Source organism: Elizabethkingia sp. YR214, from assembly GCF_003058195.1.
In the GTDB taxonomy this organism is placed as follows: Bacteria; Bacteroidota; Bacteroidia; order Flavobacteriales; family Weeksellaceae; genus Elizabethkingia.
Map to the genome: position 1 here is coordinate 324,136 of NZ_QBUH01000005.1, position 18,235 is coordinate 342,370.

Sequence of the window (18,235 nt, forward strand, 5' to 3'; positions counted from 1 at the left end):
AATGAAAATTCGGGAAATCTATCAAAATATTTCAACTCGGGAAATCAGTATACAGTCAGGAATACATCCTGTCCCGAAAATTATTGCTTGTTTTTTTCTGTTCTCTTCTTTCTGTGTAAAGGCTCAGAGGGATAGCATAAGTCTGCAGATAAAGCTGAACGAAAATAGATATGTTGCGCACATACAGCAGAAAATTGTCTATCATAACAAACTTTCGCGCCCTGTAGATTCTATAAAATTATTATCGTGGGCAAATGCCTACCGAAACAGGAGAACGCCTTTAGGCAAGCGAAAATTACAGGAAAGGAAAACCGCATTATACTTCAGTAACAAAGAAAAACTGGGGTATATAGAGAATCTGAGAATAGATTTCTCGAAAGACATAAAGTCTTATTCTGATGAAAGGGGCGAAAATATATATCTTGGATTAAAACAATCTCTTCCACAAAACGGGAAAGTAACACTAAATCTGGAGTATGATATCCATATTCCTGCATCAGATTTTACAGGTTACGGTTATGGAGACAATCAGATGCTTCTGAAATATTTCTTCATTGTTCCGGATAGTTTTGAAGATTCTAAACTATCTGAAAAATCATATCTGGATTTGGATGAAAATCAGAATAACGGCAGCTATTGGAATATTAATTTTGAAAAAGGTCCTTATATTATTCAGTCCAACCTGCATCAGAAAGACAACTATAACTTTGAAGGTTCCCTGTATGAAGATCCGGAATTTATGATCTCGCATACAGAAAATACCAAAATGGATTTTGATGTAGACAAACAAAAAGTCACACTGGATTTAGGCTATACAATATCCTCGGAAGAACAGGCCAATCTTGCATTTTTGGTTCCTTTACAATTAAAATTTATTAAAGATAAAATCGGTTTTCTACCCGGTAAAATTTTTATTTCTGACCGGGCGAGATACCGAAATGAGTTTATTGGAAGTGATGACATAAAGTTCCGCAAATGGAAATTCAAATTATTTTCTGATCCTGAAAAATCCGATTTTAATTACTTTAGTGTCATCTCCCAGAATGTTGTTAATCAATCTTTTTTAGCTGATAAAAATACCGACCACTGGTTGTACAACGGATTAAGAACCTATCTGGAAATAGAATACCTGAATAAAAACTATAGTGATAAAAAACTTGCCGGAAATCTTCCAGATCAGATCAGATTATGGAAAATAAAACCTCTGAAATGGTTCGAAGTTTCAAAAATAAAGCTTACAGATCGTTATGGGCTTGCATATGATTATATTCTCAATCAGAATTTAGACCAAAGCATAAATACCCATTTACAAGATCTTAGTAAGTTTAATATAACGGCCATCAGTAATTTTGAGACCGGGCTTATCTTCAGTATGCTCAATGATAAGACGCAAAACTTTGACAGCTTTGTCCAACAGTATTTATCCCAAAATAGAGGTAAGAGAATCGACAGTAAGGACTTCATGACCCAGCTGGATTCTTATACTAATCATACAAGTGAGTTTTTAGAAAAATTTGTTCAGCATAAAAACAGGGTAAACTTTAATCTCCGGTCGTTTAAAAAGACAGACGACAATCAGCTGGAGTTAAGAGTATCTAAGAATACACCACTAAAGATTCCTTTTAAAGTAGAAGCTGAAGACTTCAATGGGAAAATAAAATCTTATTGGTTCAACACTACTGAAAGCACTGACAAACAGGTTTACAGAATACCAAATGACAGTACTAAAAAGATTTCTATAAATAACGATTATACTTTCCCTGAAGCCAATTTCAGAGATAACTATCTTTATACAAAAGGAATGTTTTCTAATATGAAAAAAATTAGATTCAAATTGTTTACTGACATTCCTAATCCGGAGTATAATGAAGTCTATGTAGCTCCGATATTATCATGGAACAACTATGATAAATTCCTTCTCGGAATGAAGTTTACAAACAAAAGCCTTATAGACCGTAAATTTGTTTACTCGTTTGTTCCATATTACAGTACCGGAACCAGTCAGCTGACAGGTTCTGCGGGAGCCAGTTATCAGTTTATGCCCGCTGATTCTTTCTTTAGAAGCTGGTTATTTGCAGCTAATGGTTCCTATTTCCATTACGATTATAATCTTCCATACAAAAAGGTAAACCTTCTTACCAGTATCAATTTTGCAAAAGATCCAAGAAGCCAGGTAAGCCGAAACTTAGGATTCTCTTACAGCTATTTTGAAAGAACACTTTCGCCTGCTCTCATTGCGAAAAATGATTATGATAAGTATAACTTGTGGAATATCTCTTATTCATATTCTGACAACAAAGCTATTCATGAAAATTATCTGATGACTAATCTTCAATGGATGGAAGATTTCCAGAAGCTATCGGCAGAATATTATTACCGTTGGGAATATGCTAAGGATAAGAAAATAATGCTAAGGGCTTTCGGAGGTTTGTTTATAGAAAATAAAACCCGAAATAACCTTTTCAATTTCGGTCTTTCCAGAGTTTCCAATTATTCATTTAGCTATGGTCTATTGGGACAGTCTGCTACAGATGGGGTACTTTCTCAGCAGTTTATCCTTGCAGAAGGAGGATTTAAATCAGATTTTAAAAATTATGTGAACAACTGGGTTGTTTCCACCAATGTGGATGCCCACTTATGGAAAATGTTCAACGTTTATGCAGATGCTGGTTTATACAAAAATAAAGGTCAGAATATGAAATTTATCTGGGATAGTGGTATCAAACTAAAAGTAATTCCTGATTTTCTGGAAATCTATTTTCCGGTTCAGTCTTCCCTGGGGTTCGAACCAGGATTCAAAGGATACGGAAGCCGAATTCGATATATGCTGAATCTTAATCTGGGTGCTGTTATTGGATACTTCAGAAGAGGAGTCTTTTAAAGTTAGAAGTACGAAATAGGAAATATAATCTCTACACTTAAAAAATCTGATGAAGCATTTAAACAGAAAAGTATTAATTACATTACTTTTAATTTTTTCATATTCGTATATCAATGCCCAGCAAGGGCGAAATATTATAAAAAACAAAATAGATTCATTGCTCGGTGCTGAAACCACTAAACCTTTTAATGGTATAGTTCTGGTTTCTCAAAACGGAAAAAATCTGTATTTAAAAGCAAAAGGATATTCTAACCTGGAAAACAAGACACCTTTAAAAGCAGATGACCAATTCATTAGTGGATCTATAGGAAAGCAATTTACTTCTGCTTTGGTATTACAGGCCTATGAAGATAATTTGTTGGCTCTGGATGTTCCCATCCAAAAATATCTGCCTGAATTATCACAATCCTGGAAAGATACAATCACAATAAGACTGCTTCTAAATCATACCAGCGGTATAGAAGCTTTGGATAAACCCACATTATTTGTACCAGGAACTCAGTTCGACTATTCACACTCTACTGTTACTTATGACCTTCTGACTAAAATACTGGAAAAGCTCTATCATAAATCTTTCACAGAAATCACAGTCGCATTATTTCAAAAATGTGGAATGAAAGACACCTATCATCCGGACATCAAAAAGTACACGAAACTAACAACTTCCTATACGGAAAATAAAACCGGACAATTAGATATTGAAACCAACAGCTTTATGTATTCTTACGCTCCTGCAGGTGGAAGTTTTATAACAACAGCATTAGATCTGGGTAAGTGGAATCAACTTTATTTTGAGGGAGAACTACTCAAAAAGAATACAATGGAACAATTGTTTACCAAGCAAAAGAATTCAGTAAGAAATCATCCTGTTTTTGGATTAACAGAATATGGACTGGGTATTACTATTGATACAAGTGATAACCTCCTAATGGTAGGCCAAACCGGATTTGTTCCTGGGTATGTTACAGAGAATTATTATTTTCCGAAAAACCATGTTGGCGTTACTGTTCTTAGTAATGTAGATTATAATTCCGGTGGATTTAAAGAAAGCTTCAGATATCATACAGCCATTTTAAACATTGTACGAAAGTATCTGAAAAAAGAGAAATAAAGATTATTTTATTTTAAGAGCTTTACGGAAAGTTTCTTCTGTATTTTTAGTAAGTATTCCGGGAACAAAATCTTCTCTGGGTGTTCCATTTACATGATACAACCTTTCTGTAGGAAATTGATATCCAATCTTGGTTTCAGTCATCTGATATCCCGATATAGCACCTATTAGCCCTGCCATTTTTGTCCCAATTATTTTAGCTCTTTTCATTCCGTCAAAGCCAATCGCTATTCCTTCTCCCATACTTCCGGTCCAATGCCCTACTAAAATATAAAGTTTTCCTTTGTAAGTTTTGTCTCTGGGTACAACGTATTCTACCCAATGTCTTTTAGTTTGATATTTTACCTCATCAAATTCGTGTACCTGATATGGAAGCATCTTATCTGTAAACCTTCCCATAATAGCTCTTGCAACAGTTGTATTTCCGCCACTAGGCGTTTCGGTTAAATCAATTATTACGTTTTTGTAATTTAATAATGAATCGAGTGCTTTATCAAAGGTTGATATTAAATTATTATCTCCTAATGAGTTATTTACTTTTAAATAAGCTGTATTTTTATTTAGTATTTTGCTTTCTAAAAGTTGTTTATTACCAAACTGAGCACTAAAATTATCAGGATAAAAGTTTACTGATTTACCATTCTCAGATATTGCAATTTCTCTTTTCACATTATGGGTACCTGCAAAAAGCATATCCAACGCATATTGATACATTGCAGATGTATACTGATCTGTATATTTGGGCAGGAATTGTTTTAACTGGTCATCTATATTCTTTCCATTAAATAAGCTTACTTCCATTCCTGCTTTCAGTCCGGATTTTTCTGCACCAGAGCCCTTTCTCACATCAGCTATTATATATTTATTTTGTTCTTTTTGAACGTATATATCTTGCCCGGATGGGACTAGCTTATTTGAAATATCAAGGTTAGTATTCAGAGACGAATGACCATTGTGAAGTTCATTAAGAACTTTTTCCAATAACTGAACAAATACATAAGTATTATTGATTTCCACTACTTTCGGACTGTAGATTTCTTTTACCTTCTGCCAATTAATTTGCTGGTCGTTCAGATAAGCATATTTCTGATTTATATCATTCCAAAATTCGTTAAAATCCTTCTGATACTTAGTTTGCGACCATATTGTATTTAAAGAAAATAAAAAGCAAAAAAGTAAAATTCGTTTAACCATTCTATACTATTATATATTATTTTTCAAAAACCATATATTCAAAAGGCTGCATTGTAAATTCTTTTTGACTGGTAAAATCATGCTCCACATCAGAAAACAGACTTCTGAAGATACCTGAAACATACGACTCTGTAAGACTGAAACTAAGCTCTGCCTCTCTGGACATATTAAGAATTACCAGAACCTCATCATCTCCGTTTTTGCGCAGATAAGAAAATACCTTATCCGAAGCTGTATTCTGAAGCAGAATTGTTGCAACATTGTTATCAGCACCCCTTAAAGCCGGATTATTAGATTTTAAAGTCAGTAGTTTTTTATAAAATGCTGCCATTTCATAAGTTCCGTTCCACGGAATAGGATCTTTTTCAAAAAATTCCAGTCTTTTGGTTCTCAAAGGTAATTCCTGACCACTGTAAATTAAAGGGATTCCGTCCCATGTAATGCTGAACACGGCTAATGCTTTAGCCATATCACCATATTTCTCATACTCGGTACCATTCCAGCTATTTTCATCGTGATTGGATGTAAACCAAGCCCGCATACTGGAATACTGAATACCTGAATATTGCTTTAACAGATCTATAAGATTCGAAAGTGGTAAATTGTTTTTATAAAAGTCTTCTGTCAGGTGCATCCATTTCCATGAATAGCTGGCATCAAATGTCTTTCCATATTCAGGATTTTCCAGTTCATCGTATTCACCAATAAAAAATAAAGGTTTTATTTTTTCTGTTTCAGGGCGTGCCTGCTCCCAGAAATCAGCTTCTACCCAGGATGCCAAATCACATCTGAAACCGTCTATATCAGCTTCTCTTACCCAGAATTTCATTGCTTCAATCATTTCCCGACGCATTTCCTGATTTGTATAATCAAGTTCTATAATATCGTCCATCCCTGAAGCTTTGTGAAAGCTTCCGTCGGCATCGTGCAAATAATATTCAGGATGTGTTTTGGTCCATATATGATCCCAGCCCGTATGGTTGGCTACCCAGTCTATAATTACTTTAAAGCCTTGGTCGTGTGCTGTATTCACAAGATCTTTAAAATCCTGTAAAGTTCCAAATTCCGGATTAACAGATGTATAATCCTGTGCAGCATAAGGGCTTCCCATACTCCCTTTCTTCTGCTCCTGAGCAATGGGAGTAATGGGCATAAACCATAATACTTGTATTCCCATATCCTTTAGCCGGGGCAATTCCTTTTCAAAAGCTTTGAAAGTTCCTTCTTCTGTATATTGCCTTACATTAACCTCATAAATATTGGCTGTATGCTTCCAATCTGTTGGTAATTGTCCAATCATAGTTTTTCAGGAATTGTATTTATATGAAATTACACCGATGTCAACAAAGCAGTTTTTGTCATATTCAGGTGCTAGGTTGAAACTTCAAGATAATAAAAAAACCGGTTAAAAACCGGTTTAATATTCTTTTAGATTTTATCGAGATCTTCTTCATCATAAAGATCGTCTCCATATCCTCCTTCTTCTTCTTCCTCATCATCGTCAAAGTCGTCAAAATCGTCTCCTTTAAAATCAGAAGAGATGTCTCCAAACTCATCATCCGCCATAGGCATTACCATTTTACCACCTCCGTTACCAGATTTAGATGGTGCCTTTAATGGCATATTTCCAAATCTAAATGCTGTGATAGGATAATTAACTGCTGGCTTTTCTTCGGTTATCTCCTGCAATTCGCAGAAGAACTCCCATAGGTCCAGAAGGCCATACTTGAAAAGCATTTTTGCTCCTTTCTCAGCAAATGCTTCATTTAAATAAATATCCGACATGGTTTCCCCATCTCCTTCATCTGACATATCTTCTAATGGGATTGCATTCCCTTCTGTCCATTCTTCATCTGAAAAATAAAAAGAAGAAAGTTCTTCTCCCTGCAGGCTGAAAGCACTTTTAATTCCTAAGTGCAAATTCCATAGAGTTTGTTTGTCCTTGATTTCTATATCACGGAAAACACTGTCTTTAGCATCTAAAATTACTCTTACTTTGTAAATCATTTTGGATTACTTGTCTATTTTACTTTACTGTTTAAATTAAGGTCTAAATTCAGCTACAAATATAAAACAGCGTTTGTATAAAAGAAGACTTTTTTTCAAAAATAATTTTGCCTATTTTCCGGGCCAGTTATTTCACTAAATCGAGTCTGAAACTAAAACTGGTTCCCTCCAAATAAACACTTTTAACATCTATATTCTTCTTATGGGCTTCCAAAATATGCTTTACAATGGCAAGTCCTAATCCAGATCCACCATCTTTACGGCTACGGCTGGATTCTACACGGTAAAAACGTTCGAAAATACGGGGAAGGCTTTCAGGTTTTATTCCCATTCCGTTATCCTTTACCTCAACAAGGACTTCATTACCTGTAATAATTGTATTTACAACAATCTGTGCTTTTTCCCGGTTTGCATAATGGATTGCATTAGCCAAAAGGTTTATAAGCACCTGAGAGATCTTATTACGGTCTGCATTTACCATTACTGCATTTTGTGAAGTCGTAAGCAAAAACTTAGCACCTGTTTTATGGGCTTCCAGATCCAGAAGATCAAATATATCGCGGACAAGAATATTAATATCAAATTTGGATAAAGAAAGGCTTATCTGCCCAGATTCCAGTCGGCTGATCATGTCCAGATCCTGAACGATATTCAGAATTCTCTCAACCGATTTATCAATCCTTTCCAGATATTTATCGCGGATATTCATATCATCCACTCCACCATCCATTAATGTTTCTACATATCCCTGAATGGAGAACAGTGGTGTTTTCAGTTCGTGAGCTACATTACCCAAATATTCTTTACGATAGTTTTCCATTTCCTTCATGGTTACCATTCTGGCATCTGCCTCTTCCCGCATCCCGGTAATTTTCTCCCCGAGTTCGGTAAAGGTAGTAGGATTTTCTTCCTGAATAAAGTACTCCGGAAATGTCTGGGAAATTTTACGTATCTGTCGCTGATCGTAGTTTCTGAAAAGGAAAACCAGAACCACATAATTGATTCCGGTAATTATAAGTAAGGCTATTATTACAAGTAGTAATGTGATATTTCTGCTGTCGTAAAGGTGATGAAATTTTTCATACAGCATGGCTATTGCCGCCATACAGAGCGTGAGAAATATTGCAGAAATAATTTTAACGGGGCTTACATTCATAGTGAAAAATTACACTACCAATTTATATCCGATACCTTTAAGCGTCTGAATGGTATCTATCCCTAATTTTTCTCTAAGTCTACGAATATGTACGTCGATGGTTCTTTCGCCAACAATAACATCATTACCCCAAACTTTTTCTAAAATTTCGTCTCTTTTAAAAACTTTCTGAGTGTTGGATGCTAGTAGATAAAGCAAATCGAACTCTTTCTTTGGTAATAAAAATTGTTGAGTTCCTTTTGTTACTCTGAAGTTATCCTTGTCTATAATAAGGCTTCCGATTTTCAATTGTTGTGCTTGTGTTGCTACACGTGTAGTAAGCTCCATCAGTGCATTAACTTTTGAGATAAGTACTTTTGGCTTTATTACCTTCGTAATATAATCATTAGCACCAGCCTGGAAACCTGCTAGTTGAGAAAATTCCTCACCACGTGCAGAAAGGAAAATAATTAAAGTTTTTTCAAGCTCTTTAACGTTACGCAGATCCTGGCACGTTTCTATTCCATCTTTCTCAGGCATCATTACATCTAGAAGTATCATATCCGGGATAAGCTCTTTTGCTTTCTCGATTCCTTCTACTCCGTTTTTAGCGGTTTCAACCAAATATCCTTCTTTGGTAAGATTATAGGATAATAATTCTAAAATATCCGGTTCATCATCAATTAAAAGGATTTTTTTAGTGCTCATGTTTACTTTTTTAAAACCCAAAATTAACAAATTTTAATAAATCAATGCTTCATTAACGATAATTTAATATTAACAACATTCTGTTAACACAAACTTAAGAAATACTTAAATATGGCTTAAAAAAAACTTAATCAATTCTTGGTTTCTTTGCCCCAATAAAATAAATGAAAAGTAAAATGAGAATAACTAAACTCTCAATTGGTGTTTTCTTCGCTTTTATTTCTACCACATCTTTAATGGCTCAGACAACACAGGATACCATTAAAAAGAATGAGGCTAAAAATATTGAAGGCGTAAAATTACAAGGCCAAAGGAATAAAAAAACCGAAACGGCAATTTTACAAGACCAGAAAAAAGCTGTTATCCAAAAACAAGCCATGGGAGCTGAAGAAATTTCCAGAAAAGGAATTTCTAACATAGAGCAGGGCTTAACCAAAATAACAGGGATAAATACCGTTGAGGGAAGAGGTCTTTTCGTACGGGGGCTTGAAGAACGTTATAACTATCTTTTGATTAACGGGCTTGGCTCTCCTTCTAATAATCCTTTCCAGAAGATTATTGCATTAAAGCAATTTCCAACAGATGTGGTTGGCAAGCTTAACATCTACAAAACATTCAACTCTAACCTCTATGCGGACTTTGCAGGAGCTACATTTGAAATTGAAACGTTGAGTTTTGAGAAAGCTTTTACAAAAGTAGAATTCGGAATCGGAGTAAATACTTTAAGTACTTTCAAAAATGATTTTAAGATCAGTGAGAATGCCAATACTATGAAAGGATATATTGGGCTTAATTCTCATGACAAACGTCTTCCTTCAGAAGTTAGAAATGATATCCCAAGCGGATACCGTTTCTCCAAAGATCAGTCCATTAATTCTTTTAAAGACAACTGGAATGTAGACAATGTAAAGTCTATGCCTAATACCAGCTTTGGGTTTACAACTGCACAAAAATTTAAAGCAGGGGAATCCGGAACTTTAGGTTTATTATTTTCTTTGAACCATGGAAGCAAATACAGATATCAAAATGGTGTTAAAAACCAGTTTATACCACTTGGATCAAGTATTATTCTAAATAACGACCTTAATAGAAAAGAATATAGCTATGAATTAGAATCCTCTGTATTATTAGGACTTGGCTATAAGAACAAGGGAACTAATATTAACTTCAACGGGATATTCTTACAAAACTCAGCAAATCTTATTCAGGACTATTTAGGGTATAGAAATAATGAAGTCCAGAACACACAGTTTTTCAGAGTAAATCAGCAAGATATCTCAAGGTTCTTAGACTTGCAATTAACCGCTTCTCAGAAAATTGGAGAAAGGCACTTACTAAAGGCAGGAGCTAGCTGGGTAATCAACACATTTAGTCAACCAGACAGAAAGATTATTGACAACTCTAAACCAACAGGAAATCCGAACGAGGTTATGCTAAACTATGGTGGGAATAACCTTATCCGTCAATATCTTGATGTAAATGGTAAGGATTATCTGTCGGCATTTGCAGAATATTCAGTAGGATTAGGTGAAAAAGGAGATAAAAAAGAGTTCCCATGGACTCTTGCGGTAGGATATAATGGATTCTTCGACAGAAGAAGTAATTCATACAGGTTTATCTACGGATATCCAAATGATCTTTCACAGAGCACTGTACACGTAAATATAGACAGGCCTCAGGAAGTCTTCAATCAGTCAATCAGAAACAATGCATTATACTACAGAGAGGATGCTTATTCATACGCATTTAAAAGTAATATTTATCAGTTTGTAAATGCTGGTTATCTGAATGTAAATTTCAAACCGTCTGAGAAATGGGATATCTTAGTAGGCGGGCGTGTTGAGAACAATATGAACATTACACGTTACAAGCAAGCCGGAGACAGAGCAACTGATCCTTTCAGAAATCTAACAAAAAACCAATACTTTGTTCTCCCATCTTTAGCTGTAAAAATGGCTGTAAACGAAAAATCTAACTTAAGATTTGCAGCCAGCAAAACCATTACCCGCCCTATTCTTATAGAATATATGCCAATTGTATATATCAATCCTGATAATGAGAATATTTTTGGTAATAAGGATCTAAAAAATAGTGAAAACTATAATTTGGACTTAAAATATGAGATCTTCCCTACTTCAAAAGAAATGTTTGCTGTAAACCTTTTTGCTAAAAGGATTGATAATGCTATTGAAAGATCTTTCATAACATCCGGAAATTCTAACGGGCAAACTATAACTTTTTATAATGCTAAAAAAGCAACATTGGCAGGGATTGAAATTGAAGGTTTAATGAACTTAGGCAGAATAAGCGAAAATCTGGATAAGTGGAGCCTTGGAGCTAATGCAACATTTATGTATTCGAAAGTAACCAGAGGTGTGGACCAAACTGAAGAAACTGATGCTATTGCAAATAGAAACAGAACTTTACAAGGTGCTGCTCCATGGACTGTAAATGCTGATTTAAAATATGAGTTCAAAAACAGAAGCAATTTAACTCATACCGTGTCCTTGGTATATAATGTATCCGGAAAGAAGATTTATGGTGTTGGATTCCAGAAATTGGATAACATATACGAATTACCATTTCATCAGCTAGACATAATTTATGCTGCTCAGTTAACTAAAAACTGGAATTTAAAATTAGGAATTCAGAACATTCTGGACTCTACTTATAAATTAGACCTGGGACCGGATAGTTTGATTCCGGTAGATGCAGCTTCATTGAGAATGACTGATTACAAAAGAGGAACAACATTTAATTTAACTATCGGATATACATTTTAATAACTAAAAAAAGATTTAACAATATGAAAAAGAACATTTTATCTCTATTAGCAATAGGCGTTTTATTTTCAATTAATTCATGTACAGTGGAAATTAATGAGGATAACGGAAACAATCCTAATGGAGGAGGTGGAACTGAAATCCCAGGAAATGTACTAAATGGTACTGGTACACTTAGTGGTACTATTACAAAAGATTTATTAGTAAAAAAGGGTAATTACAAACTTGAAGGTATTGTTACAATAGCTAATGGCGCAACACTTACAATTGAAGCCGGAGCTAACTTTACAGCAGTAAGTAGTGCCGGAAGTAGCTTAGTAGTTCTAAAAGGAGCTAAAATAAAAGCAGAAGGTACAGCAGATCAACCAATTGTATTTACAACTGATACTAAAAAGCCAGGTGATTGGGGTGGTATTACAATTTATGGAAATGCCCCTATAAAAGCTTTGGGAGGTGGAGCTACTGCTCTTTCTGAGGACGGAAACAATCAATATTACGGAGGAGATGACCCTAATGATAATTCAGGAGTAATGCGTTTTGTAAGAGTTGAATACGGAGGCCGTAAAATTGGTGATGGTAAATCTGAAACGAATTCTTTTACATTCTATTCTACCGGAGCAGGTACAATTCTGGAAAATCTTGTTGCTTATAAAGGAACTGATGATGGTTTCGAATTCTTCGGTGGTACTGCAAGTGCTAAGAATCTTATTTCTTATGGTAACTACGATGATTCTTTTGACTGGCAAGATGCATGGTCAGGTCAGAATAACTCCAATTGGTATGCTTACCAAACTGAAGTAGGAAACTTTGGTATGGAAATCGAAGCTTCTTCTAATATCGACAATACTGCACCAAAAATAAATGGTATTACTTTAATAAGAGCTGCAGGCACAAAACCTGAGGTTGCAGGATCTGCGGAAATTTCAGCTATACAGTTTAAAAAGCAAGGTTCAGGAATCTTCACCAATGTTTATGCAGAGGGCTATAAAAACTTAGATAAACAACAAGCTTTTGCTGTATTAATTCAGGACAAAGCTACTGAGACTGATCAGTTTGCTAAGAAGAAAATTGAAGTTTCTCCTATTAATTATCTAAATTCTGATAATTTAGGTGTTTGGGGTTATGCATACACAGACGTTGCAAATCCTATAAAATTCACAGCTGATACTAAGATTCAGAAATCTCAATTTGTATCAGGGGCATGGGCTACTGTAGATGGTGTAGACTTACTAGCACCTCTAAAAAAATAATCAATTTTTTATTCATAAGTTCAAATTCAAAAAATCCCGAAGTTATATAACTTCGGGATTTTATATTATATAGTCTAAAGATTTCTTTTTGGATCTTATATTGCTACATTAGTTTAGTCTTCATCCTCAAATTGCTCCAGAAAATAAGAGAAAGTAAAACCTTCAACATTTTCTTCAGCATCTTCCATCGTCTCCAACAAATCTTCAAAAGTCTCCAGCTGGTCTACACTAAGATTAACGAACTCAATATGCAAAGGCATTTCCAGATCACCTGTTAATACATCATACAAACCATCCAGATTATCTCCGAAATAATCAGGTAACGGAAGTTTCTCTTTTAGTTGTTCGTAAAATTCTTCATAGTCACCTATCTGACTAAAATCTATGAATACTTCTTTCATTTGTTTCTATTCGTTATTTCTGTTCAAAACTTTTATAATGATCTTTACTTATAAACACCAATCCGTCGTTACTAAATACCATACGCTCAGCATCTCTTCTTCCACAATCGTAATTTACATCGGCTTCAAAGTATTTTCTGCCATTTTCTTTGGGCAGTTTTCCTTCTCTGTTTCCAAAGTAATCTCCACCAATTGCCTTGCCTGGTAAAACATCGCAAAGATTTCCTTTAGATGGCTCCCAACCTTTTTCTCGGGCTTCTCTTTTAGTGATATAATAATCAGGCAGTCTTTTATTTTTTTTCACATAATCTGCTACAACTTTTTCATTTGTTAGCCTAGCTATATCTGTTTGTGTATTTTTAGAAGTTGAAGGATCATAGTTTACTACCTCATCAGCAGTAGGCATTCTCTTTCCTGTATTTTTGTTAATCAGAGACATCACTCCTATTCCTGCTGTAAAAGCAACAACGAAAAGAAGCATAATCTTTAAAAACTTAGAGTTCATTCTTTTATAGTTTATAATTGTTGGCTACCAATATTTATTTTCTCCAAATATTGGCTATCAACCTCTATTTATTAATTCAATAAGGCTTCAGGAATTTCACAAACTGGTATAGGATTTATTTTATGCAGGGTTGCTCTGTGCAATCTATCGTAAATCTGAAAAACTTCTTTTTCTCTCCCAAAAAAATCATCAGCTTTATGAGTATTATAAACACTCATTGCCCATTCCAGTTCAGGATAAGAAGCTCCCATTTGTTGTTCATCAGTTCTTTCTTCGTCCCATAATCCGTCTGTAGGAATTGCTTTTTGAATACTCTCTACGATATCCAAATGTCTTGCTACCTCGTATACCTGTGTTTTTACCAGATCCGCAATTGGACTGATATCTACCCCGCCATCACCATATTTAGTGAAAAAGCCTACACCAAAATCTTCAATCTTATTTCCTGTACCAGTAACTAAAAGATTATGAATCTGTCCATAATAGTATAGTGTAATCATACGCAAACGGGAACGAGAATTAGCTAAAGCCAGTTGTTCGTTCGGAAAATCTGCATCGTTTACATCGACCTGACTCTGAAAAGTATCGAATGTAGGAGTAAGATCTACTCTAAAGCCATCTACATTTGGAAATTTATTTTTCAGAAAATCAATATGCTCCTGAGCACGGTTTACCTGATCTTCCTTCTGACGGATAGGCATTTCTAAAACCAAAGTTTTCATACCTGTCATCGCTGCTAGTGTAGAAACTACTGCTGAATCAATTCCGCCGGATACTCCGATAACGAAACCTTTCATGCCTGCTTTTTCTGCATAGTTTTTCAGCCATGCTACAATATGTTCTATAACTTTTTCTGATTGCATATTTTATTTAGTTCTTTTTGTAATTTTCTTTCTCTAATTTATACCAGTAACACATATCGCCATTGTCTAAGAAAGTTCCGAGTTCCTCAAAGCCTAACTTTTGTAAAACACGGTTAGATCCTACATTTTCGGTAACAGCCATGGCGTATACGATGTCTGTTTTTATTTCATTAAATGCATAATTCAGCGCTGCAATTGCAGTTTCCGTAGCATAACCTTTTCCCCAGTATTCCGGTAAAAAACGATATCCTAATTCATATACGTTTTTCATACCGTTTATCTCTTTTGTCAGGTATTTTAGTCCGCTCCATCCAATTAGAACATTACTGCTTTTTTCGATTACAGCAAGTCTTCCAACACCATTTTCTTTATACTGCTTTTGTATAAATTCAATCACTTGGCGACTCTGTTCGATTTCTGTCGAAACTACGCCGCCAACGTATTTCATCACTTCAGAATTAGAGTCTAAAAGAAAGAGATCTTCTGCATCTGTTTCTTCAAATGGTCTCATTATTAATCGGTTGGTTTCTAACTGCACTTTGTCCTTAGAATTTATTATTTTTGCACATTAAAATATAATGTAAAAGTAAAGAAGTTTTTCGAAAACTTTTATATCTGTTTTCCCTTTTGGTAAGGTTTTATTTTCCTTATTAGTAATATAAATGGATTAGAGGTTCAATTTCGGAAAATATTCAGATTAAACAGACTGTAGAAATTATGAGACAAACACAGATATCTATCAATGTAGAACTAGACGAGAATCACGTACCGGAAAAACTAACATGGAATGCTCAGGACGGAGGTATAGACAACCAGGAGACTAAAGCTGTTATGATGTCTGTATGGGATGAAAAGAAACATGAAGCGCTACGTATAGACCTATGGACTAAAGAAATGCCTGTTGACCAGATGAAGATGTTTTTTCATCAGATCCTTGTTTCATTAGGCCACACTTATCAAAGAGCTACCGGTGAAGAAGATGTTGCTGAAAAAGTAATAGAATTTGCTGAAGAGTTTGCTGCTCTTGCAAAGATCAAAGGATAATAATCACCAACCAACACCAAATATTAAATATGAAAAAAATAGTTTTAGCGTTAAGCATACTCTCATTGTTTGCCTGCCAGAAAAAAGCAGAAACTAAAGAAGTAAGTACTAAAGATAGTATTACGACAAAAAAAGATACTGTACAGGCAGCTAAAGCAGCTACTCCGACTACTCAATTGAATATTGTAGATTTTAAACCGAGTGATATTCCGACTGAGATGCTAAAAGGCAGTACACATCCATATGATATGGAAGGAGAATCTATAATGGAATTAGTTCCGAGTATGAAAGATTTTATCAAAGGAACTCCTTTAGATGTTGTTTATATTGATCTTTCTCTGAAAAAAGCTTTTATAAAAGCGGATGGTAAGATTGTTGCTCTTAAGGAAACCGGAAAAGATCAGTATGCTAACAACGAGTACAAACTTTCCTTTACATCCGTAATACCTGAAAAACTACCGCAGGAAATAGATGTTATAACGTATGCTTATGAGGGAAAAATAACAATTATCAGAAATTCTGACCAAAGTACTGTAGTAAGAGACTACTTTACCGGAGGTCTGTAAATACAAATAAAAAAATGAAATTCAATACTAAAGTAATTCATGGAAACCAACATGCTGAACCCCATACAGGTTCTGTAAATGTCCCGGTATTCCTTACTTCAACTTTTGCACAAAAAAGCCCTGGGCAATTACGTGCAGGATACGAATATTCCCGTGGTGCAAACCCAACACGTCAGGCATTAGAAGATGCCTTGGCAAGCATAGAAAACGGAGCCAGAGGCTTAGCTTTCGGTTCAGGTCTTGCAGCTATCGATTGTGTACTTAAATTATTAAATCCTGGTGATGAAGTAATTGCTGTAGACGATCTTTACGGTGGGACATACAGAATGTTTACCCGTCTTTTCGAAAAATATCAGTTAAAATTTACTTTCGTTAACTTCGATGATGTTTCAAAAATAGCTGGTCTTATAAATGACAAAACAAAACTAATCTGGTTAGAAACGCCTACCAATCCGTTGATGAAGCTGGTAGACATTAAAGCTGTTGCAAACCTTATCCAGGGGAAAGACATTCTTTTAGCTGTAGATAATACTTTTGCATCACCATACCTTCAGCAACCATTAGATTTAGGTGCAGATATCATCATGCATTCTGCCACTAAATATCTTGGCGGACACTCCGATGTTGTTGCCGGAGCATTAGTTGCCAAAACGGAAGAGCTTGGAGAAAAGTTGCATTTTATCCAATTTGCATCCGGAGGTATTTTAGGTCCACATGATTCTTATTTAGTACTAAGAGGTATCAAAACACTAGCCCTAAGAATGCAGAGACATTCTGAAAACGGAATCAGAGTAGCACAATTCCTTGAGAAACACCCGGCTATTGAACAGGTATTTTATCCGGGGTTAGAAAGTCACCCGCAGCATGATTTAGCTAAAAAGCAGATGAAAGATTTTGGTGGAATGGTTTCTTTTACTTTCAAATCTGGTAAAAAAGAAGATTCTGTGAAATTTTTGGAAAGCCTTCGTGTTTTTACATTAGCGGAATCTCTTGGTGGTGTAGAGTCTTTAGCAAATCACCCTGCTATGATGACACATGCTTCTATCCCTGCTGAAAAACGTGCAGAATTAGGTATTACTGATGATCTTGTACGTCTGAGCGCTGGTATCGAAGATATCGAAGATCTTTTACAAGACTTGGAGCAGGCCCTAAATGCTCTATAAGCCCGTTGGCAAAAAATTATAATTAAATATCATTAGAGGCGGGCTAAAACCCGTCTCTACTATAAAAATAAATGGAACAGATAATCAACATACTAAAATCCGGAGGCACCATTGTGTACCCAACCGATACGATATGGGGAATTGGCTGTGATGCTACTAATATCGAAGCAATAAAAAAAATCTACGATATAAAGCACCGTAATGCCAATAAATCTATGATCATCCTCGTAGAAAACGAACGCCGTCTTCAGGAACTGGTAGATGTACCTGAACTGGCATGGGAAATGATGGACCTTAGCGAAAAGCCTATTACCTTTATCTATGATAATCCTAAAGGACTCCCAAAAGAGCTTTTAGCAGAGGATGGCAGTATAGGAATTCGTCTGGTAAAAAATGATTTTTGTAAGAAACTTATCTCTAAACTCAACAAGCCATTGGTGTCTACTTCGGCTAACCTTAGTGGCAGCAAAAGTCCGCTAAAATTTGCAGACATAGATTCTGAGATCCTGAAAAAGGTTGACTATGTTGTAGAAGAGTTTCACGATGTTGTTTCTGAATATCCTGGATCATCCGTGATTAAAATCGGTCAGGATGGGAAAATAAAAATCATTAGAGAATAACGAA

General features: G+C 35.2%; 16 protein-coding genes and 1 pseudogene. 8 read left to right on the forward strand and 9 right to left on the reverse strand.

Annotation, left to right across the window (positions count from 1 at the left end; all coding sequences use genetic code 11):
- Position 1: 1 nt before the first annotated feature.
- Positions 2–2,881: an aminopeptidase gene (locus C8J95_RS12245; protein ID WP_107808582.1), complete on the forward strand. Its 2,880-nt coding sequence runs from the start codon at positions 2–4 to the stop codon at positions 2,879–2,881.
- A 49-nt stretch (positions 2,882–2,930) separates the two neighbouring features.
- Positions 2,931–3,992, forward strand: a complete 1,062-nt coding sequence (locus tag C8J95_RS12250; RefSeq protein ID WP_107808583.1) for a serine hydrolase — start codon at positions 2,931–2,933, stop codon at positions 3,990–3,992.
- A gap of 3 nt (positions 3,993–3,995) precedes the next feature.
- Here the strand turns inward: C8J95_RS12250 and C8J95_RS12255 are convergent, their stop codons facing one another.
- The 5 genes from C8J95_RS12255 to C8J95_RS12275 form a co-directional block, all read right to left on the reverse strand.
- A complete protein-coding gene (locus C8J95_RS12255; RefSeq protein ID WP_107808584.1) occupies positions 3,996–5,186 on the reverse strand; it encodes a S41 family peptidase in 1,191 nt (396 codons plus the stop codon).
- Positions 5,187–5,202: 16 nt separating this feature from the next.
- Positions 5,203–6,486, reverse strand: a complete 1,284-nt coding sequence (locus tag C8J95_RS12260; RefSeq protein WP_107808585.1) for an alpha-amylase family glycosyl hydrolase — start codon at positions 6,484–6,486, stop codon at positions 5,203–5,205.
- A gap of 128 nt (positions 6,487–6,614) precedes the next feature.
- On the reverse strand, positions 6,615–7,193 hold the full coding sequence (locus C8J95_RS12265; protein WP_107808586.1) for a hypothetical protein: 579 nt from the start codon (positions 7,191–7,193) through the stop codon (positions 6,615–6,617).
- Positions 7,194–7,320: 127 nt separating this feature from the next.
- The gene (locus tag C8J95_RS12270) at positions 7,321–8,349 is read right to left on the reverse strand and encodes a cell wall metabolism sensor histidine kinase WalK (RefSeq protein WP_107808587.1); all 1,029 of its coding nucleotides are present in this window, start codon (positions 8,347–8,349) and stop codon (positions 7,321–7,323) included.
- Between the two features lie 9 nt (positions 8,350–8,358).
- Positions 8,359–9,036, reverse strand: a complete 678-nt coding sequence (locus C8J95_RS12275) for a response regulator transcription factor (RefSeq protein WP_107808588.1) — start codon at positions 9,034–9,036, stop codon at positions 8,359–8,361.
- A gap of 176 nt (positions 9,037–9,212) precedes the next feature.
- On the opposite strand from C8J95_RS12275, the gene C8J95_RS12280 reads away from it, so the two are divergent.
- Positions 9,213–11,819: a TonB-dependent receptor plug domain-containing protein gene (locus C8J95_RS12280; protein WP_255412796.1), complete on the forward strand. Its 2,607-nt coding sequence runs from the start codon at positions 9,213–9,215 to the stop codon at positions 11,817–11,819.
- A 23-nt stretch (positions 11,820–11,842) separates the two neighbouring features.
- Positions 11,843–13,069 (forward strand): hypothetical protein, encoded by a 1,227-nt coding sequence (locus C8J95_RS12285; protein WP_107808590.1) that lies wholly within the window; start codon positions 11,843–11,845, stop codon positions 13,067–13,069.
- A gap of 113 nt (positions 13,070–13,182) precedes the next feature.
- On the opposite strand, the gene C8J95_RS12290 is transcribed toward C8J95_RS12285, so the two are convergent.
- The 4 genes from C8J95_RS12290 to C8J95_RS12305 form a co-directional block, all read right to left on the reverse strand.
- Complete coding sequence (locus C8J95_RS12290) at positions 13,183–13,470, reverse strand: barstar family protein (RefSeq protein ID WP_034871055.1); 288 nt, start codon at positions 13,468–13,470, stop codon at positions 13,183–13,185.
- 13 nt (positions 13,471–13,483) lie between these two features.
- Complete coding sequence (locus C8J95_RS12295; RefSeq protein WP_107808591.1) at positions 13,484–13,975, reverse strand: ribonuclease domain-containing protein; 492 nt, start codon at positions 13,973–13,975, stop codon at positions 13,484–13,486.
- 71 nt (positions 13,976–14,046) lie between these two features.
- Complete coding sequence (gene nadE / locus C8J95_RS12300) at positions 14,047–14,838, reverse strand: NAD(+) synthase (protein WP_107808592.1); 792 nt, start codon at positions 14,836–14,838, stop codon at positions 14,047–14,049.
- A gap of 7 nt (positions 14,839–14,845) precedes the next feature.
- Entirely contained in the window at positions 14,846–15,349 is a 504-nt protein-coding gene (locus tag C8J95_RS12305; protein ID WP_107808593.1) for a GNAT family N-acetyltransferase, read from the reverse strand.
- Between the two features lie 206 nt (positions 15,350–15,555).
- Here C8J95_RS12305 and gldC point away from each other — a divergent pair, with 206 nt between their 5' ends.
- The 4 genes and pseudogenes from gldC to C8J95_RS12325 all read left to right on the forward strand — a co-directional run bounded on the left by gldC (position 15,556) and on the right by C8J95_RS12325 (position 18,231).
- Entirely contained in the window at positions 15,556–15,882 is a 327-nt protein-coding gene (gene gldC / locus C8J95_RS12310; protein ID WP_107808594.1) for a gliding motility protein GldC, read from the forward strand.
- 29 nt (positions 15,883–15,911) lie between these two features.
- Positions 15,912–16,448: a hypothetical protein gene (locus tag C8J95_RS12315; RefSeq protein WP_107808595.1), complete on the forward strand. Its 537-nt coding sequence runs from the start codon at positions 15,912–15,914 to the stop codon at positions 16,446–16,448.
- A gap of 11 nt (positions 16,449–16,459) precedes the next feature.
- Positions 16,460–17,611 (forward strand): annotated as a pseudogene (locus C8J95_RS12320) (cystathionine gamma-synthase); the annotation flags it as partial.
- 71 nt (positions 17,612–17,682) lie between these two features.
- A complete protein-coding gene (locus C8J95_RS12325) occupies positions 17,683–18,231 on the forward strand; it encodes an L-threonylcarbamoyladenylate synthase (protein WP_107808597.1) in 549 nt (182 codons plus the stop codon).
- The last annotated feature ends 4 nt before the right edge of the window (positions 18,232–18,235 follow it).

Coding starts and splice junctions, on each gene's coding strand:
- C8J95_RS12265 (WP_107808586.1), bottom strand. CDS start 7,193: ATGATTTACAAAGTAAGAGTAATTTTAGATGCTAAAGACAGTGTTTTC.
- C8J95_RS12295 (WP_107808591.1), bottom strand. CDS start 13,975: ATGAACTCTAAGTTTTTAAAGATTATGCTTCTTTTCGTTGTTGCTTTT.
- C8J95_RS12290 (WP_034871055.1), bottom strand. CDS start 13,470: ATGAAAGAAGTATTCATAGATTTTAGTCAGATAGGTGACTATGAAGAA.
- nadE (WP_107808592.1), bottom strand. CDS start 14,838: ATGCAATCAGAAAAAGTTATAGAACATATTGTAGCATGGCTGAAAAAC.
- C8J95_RS12315 (WP_107808595.1), top strand. CDS start 15,912: ATGAAAAAAATAGTTTTAGCGTTAAGCATACTCTCATTGTTTGCCTGC.
- gldC (WP_107808594.1), top strand. CDS start 15,556: ATGAGACAAACACAGATATCTATCAATGTAGAACTAGACGAGAATCAC.
- C8J95_RS12270 (WP_107808587.1), bottom strand. CDS start 8,349: ATGAATGTAAGCCCCGTTAAAATTATTTCTGCAATATTTCTCACGCTC.
- C8J95_RS12280 (WP_255412796.1), top strand. CDS start 9,213: ATGAGAATAACTAAACTCTCAATTGGTGTTTTCTTCGCTTTTATTTCT.
- C8J95_RS12275 (WP_107808588.1), bottom strand. CDS start 9,036: ATGAGCACTAAAAAAATCCTTTTAATTGATGATGAACCGGATATTTTA.
- C8J95_RS12255 (WP_107808584.1), bottom strand. CDS start 5,186: ATGGTTAAACGAATTTTACTTTTTTGCTTTTTATTTTCTTTAAATACA.
- C8J95_RS12245 (WP_107808582.1), top strand. CDS start 2: ATGAAAATTCGGGAAATCTATCAAAATATTTCAACTCGGGAAATCAGT.
- C8J95_RS12325 (WP_107808597.1), top strand. CDS start 17,683: ATGGAACAGATAATCAACATACTAAAATCCGGAGGCACCATTGTGTAC.
- C8J95_RS12250 (WP_107808583.1), top strand. CDS start 2,931: ATGAAGCATTTAAACAGAAAAGTATTAATTACATTACTTTTAATTTTT.
- C8J95_RS12305 (WP_107808593.1), bottom strand. CDS start 15,349: ATGAGACCATTTGAAGAAACAGATGCAGAAGATCTCTTTCTTTTAGAC.
- C8J95_RS12260 (WP_107808585.1), bottom strand. CDS start 6,486: ATGATTGGACAATTACCAACAGATTGGAAGCATACAGCCAATATTTAT.
- C8J95_RS12285 (WP_107808590.1), top strand. CDS start 11,843: ATGAAAAAGAACATTTTATCTCTATTAGCAATAGGCGTTTTATTTTCA.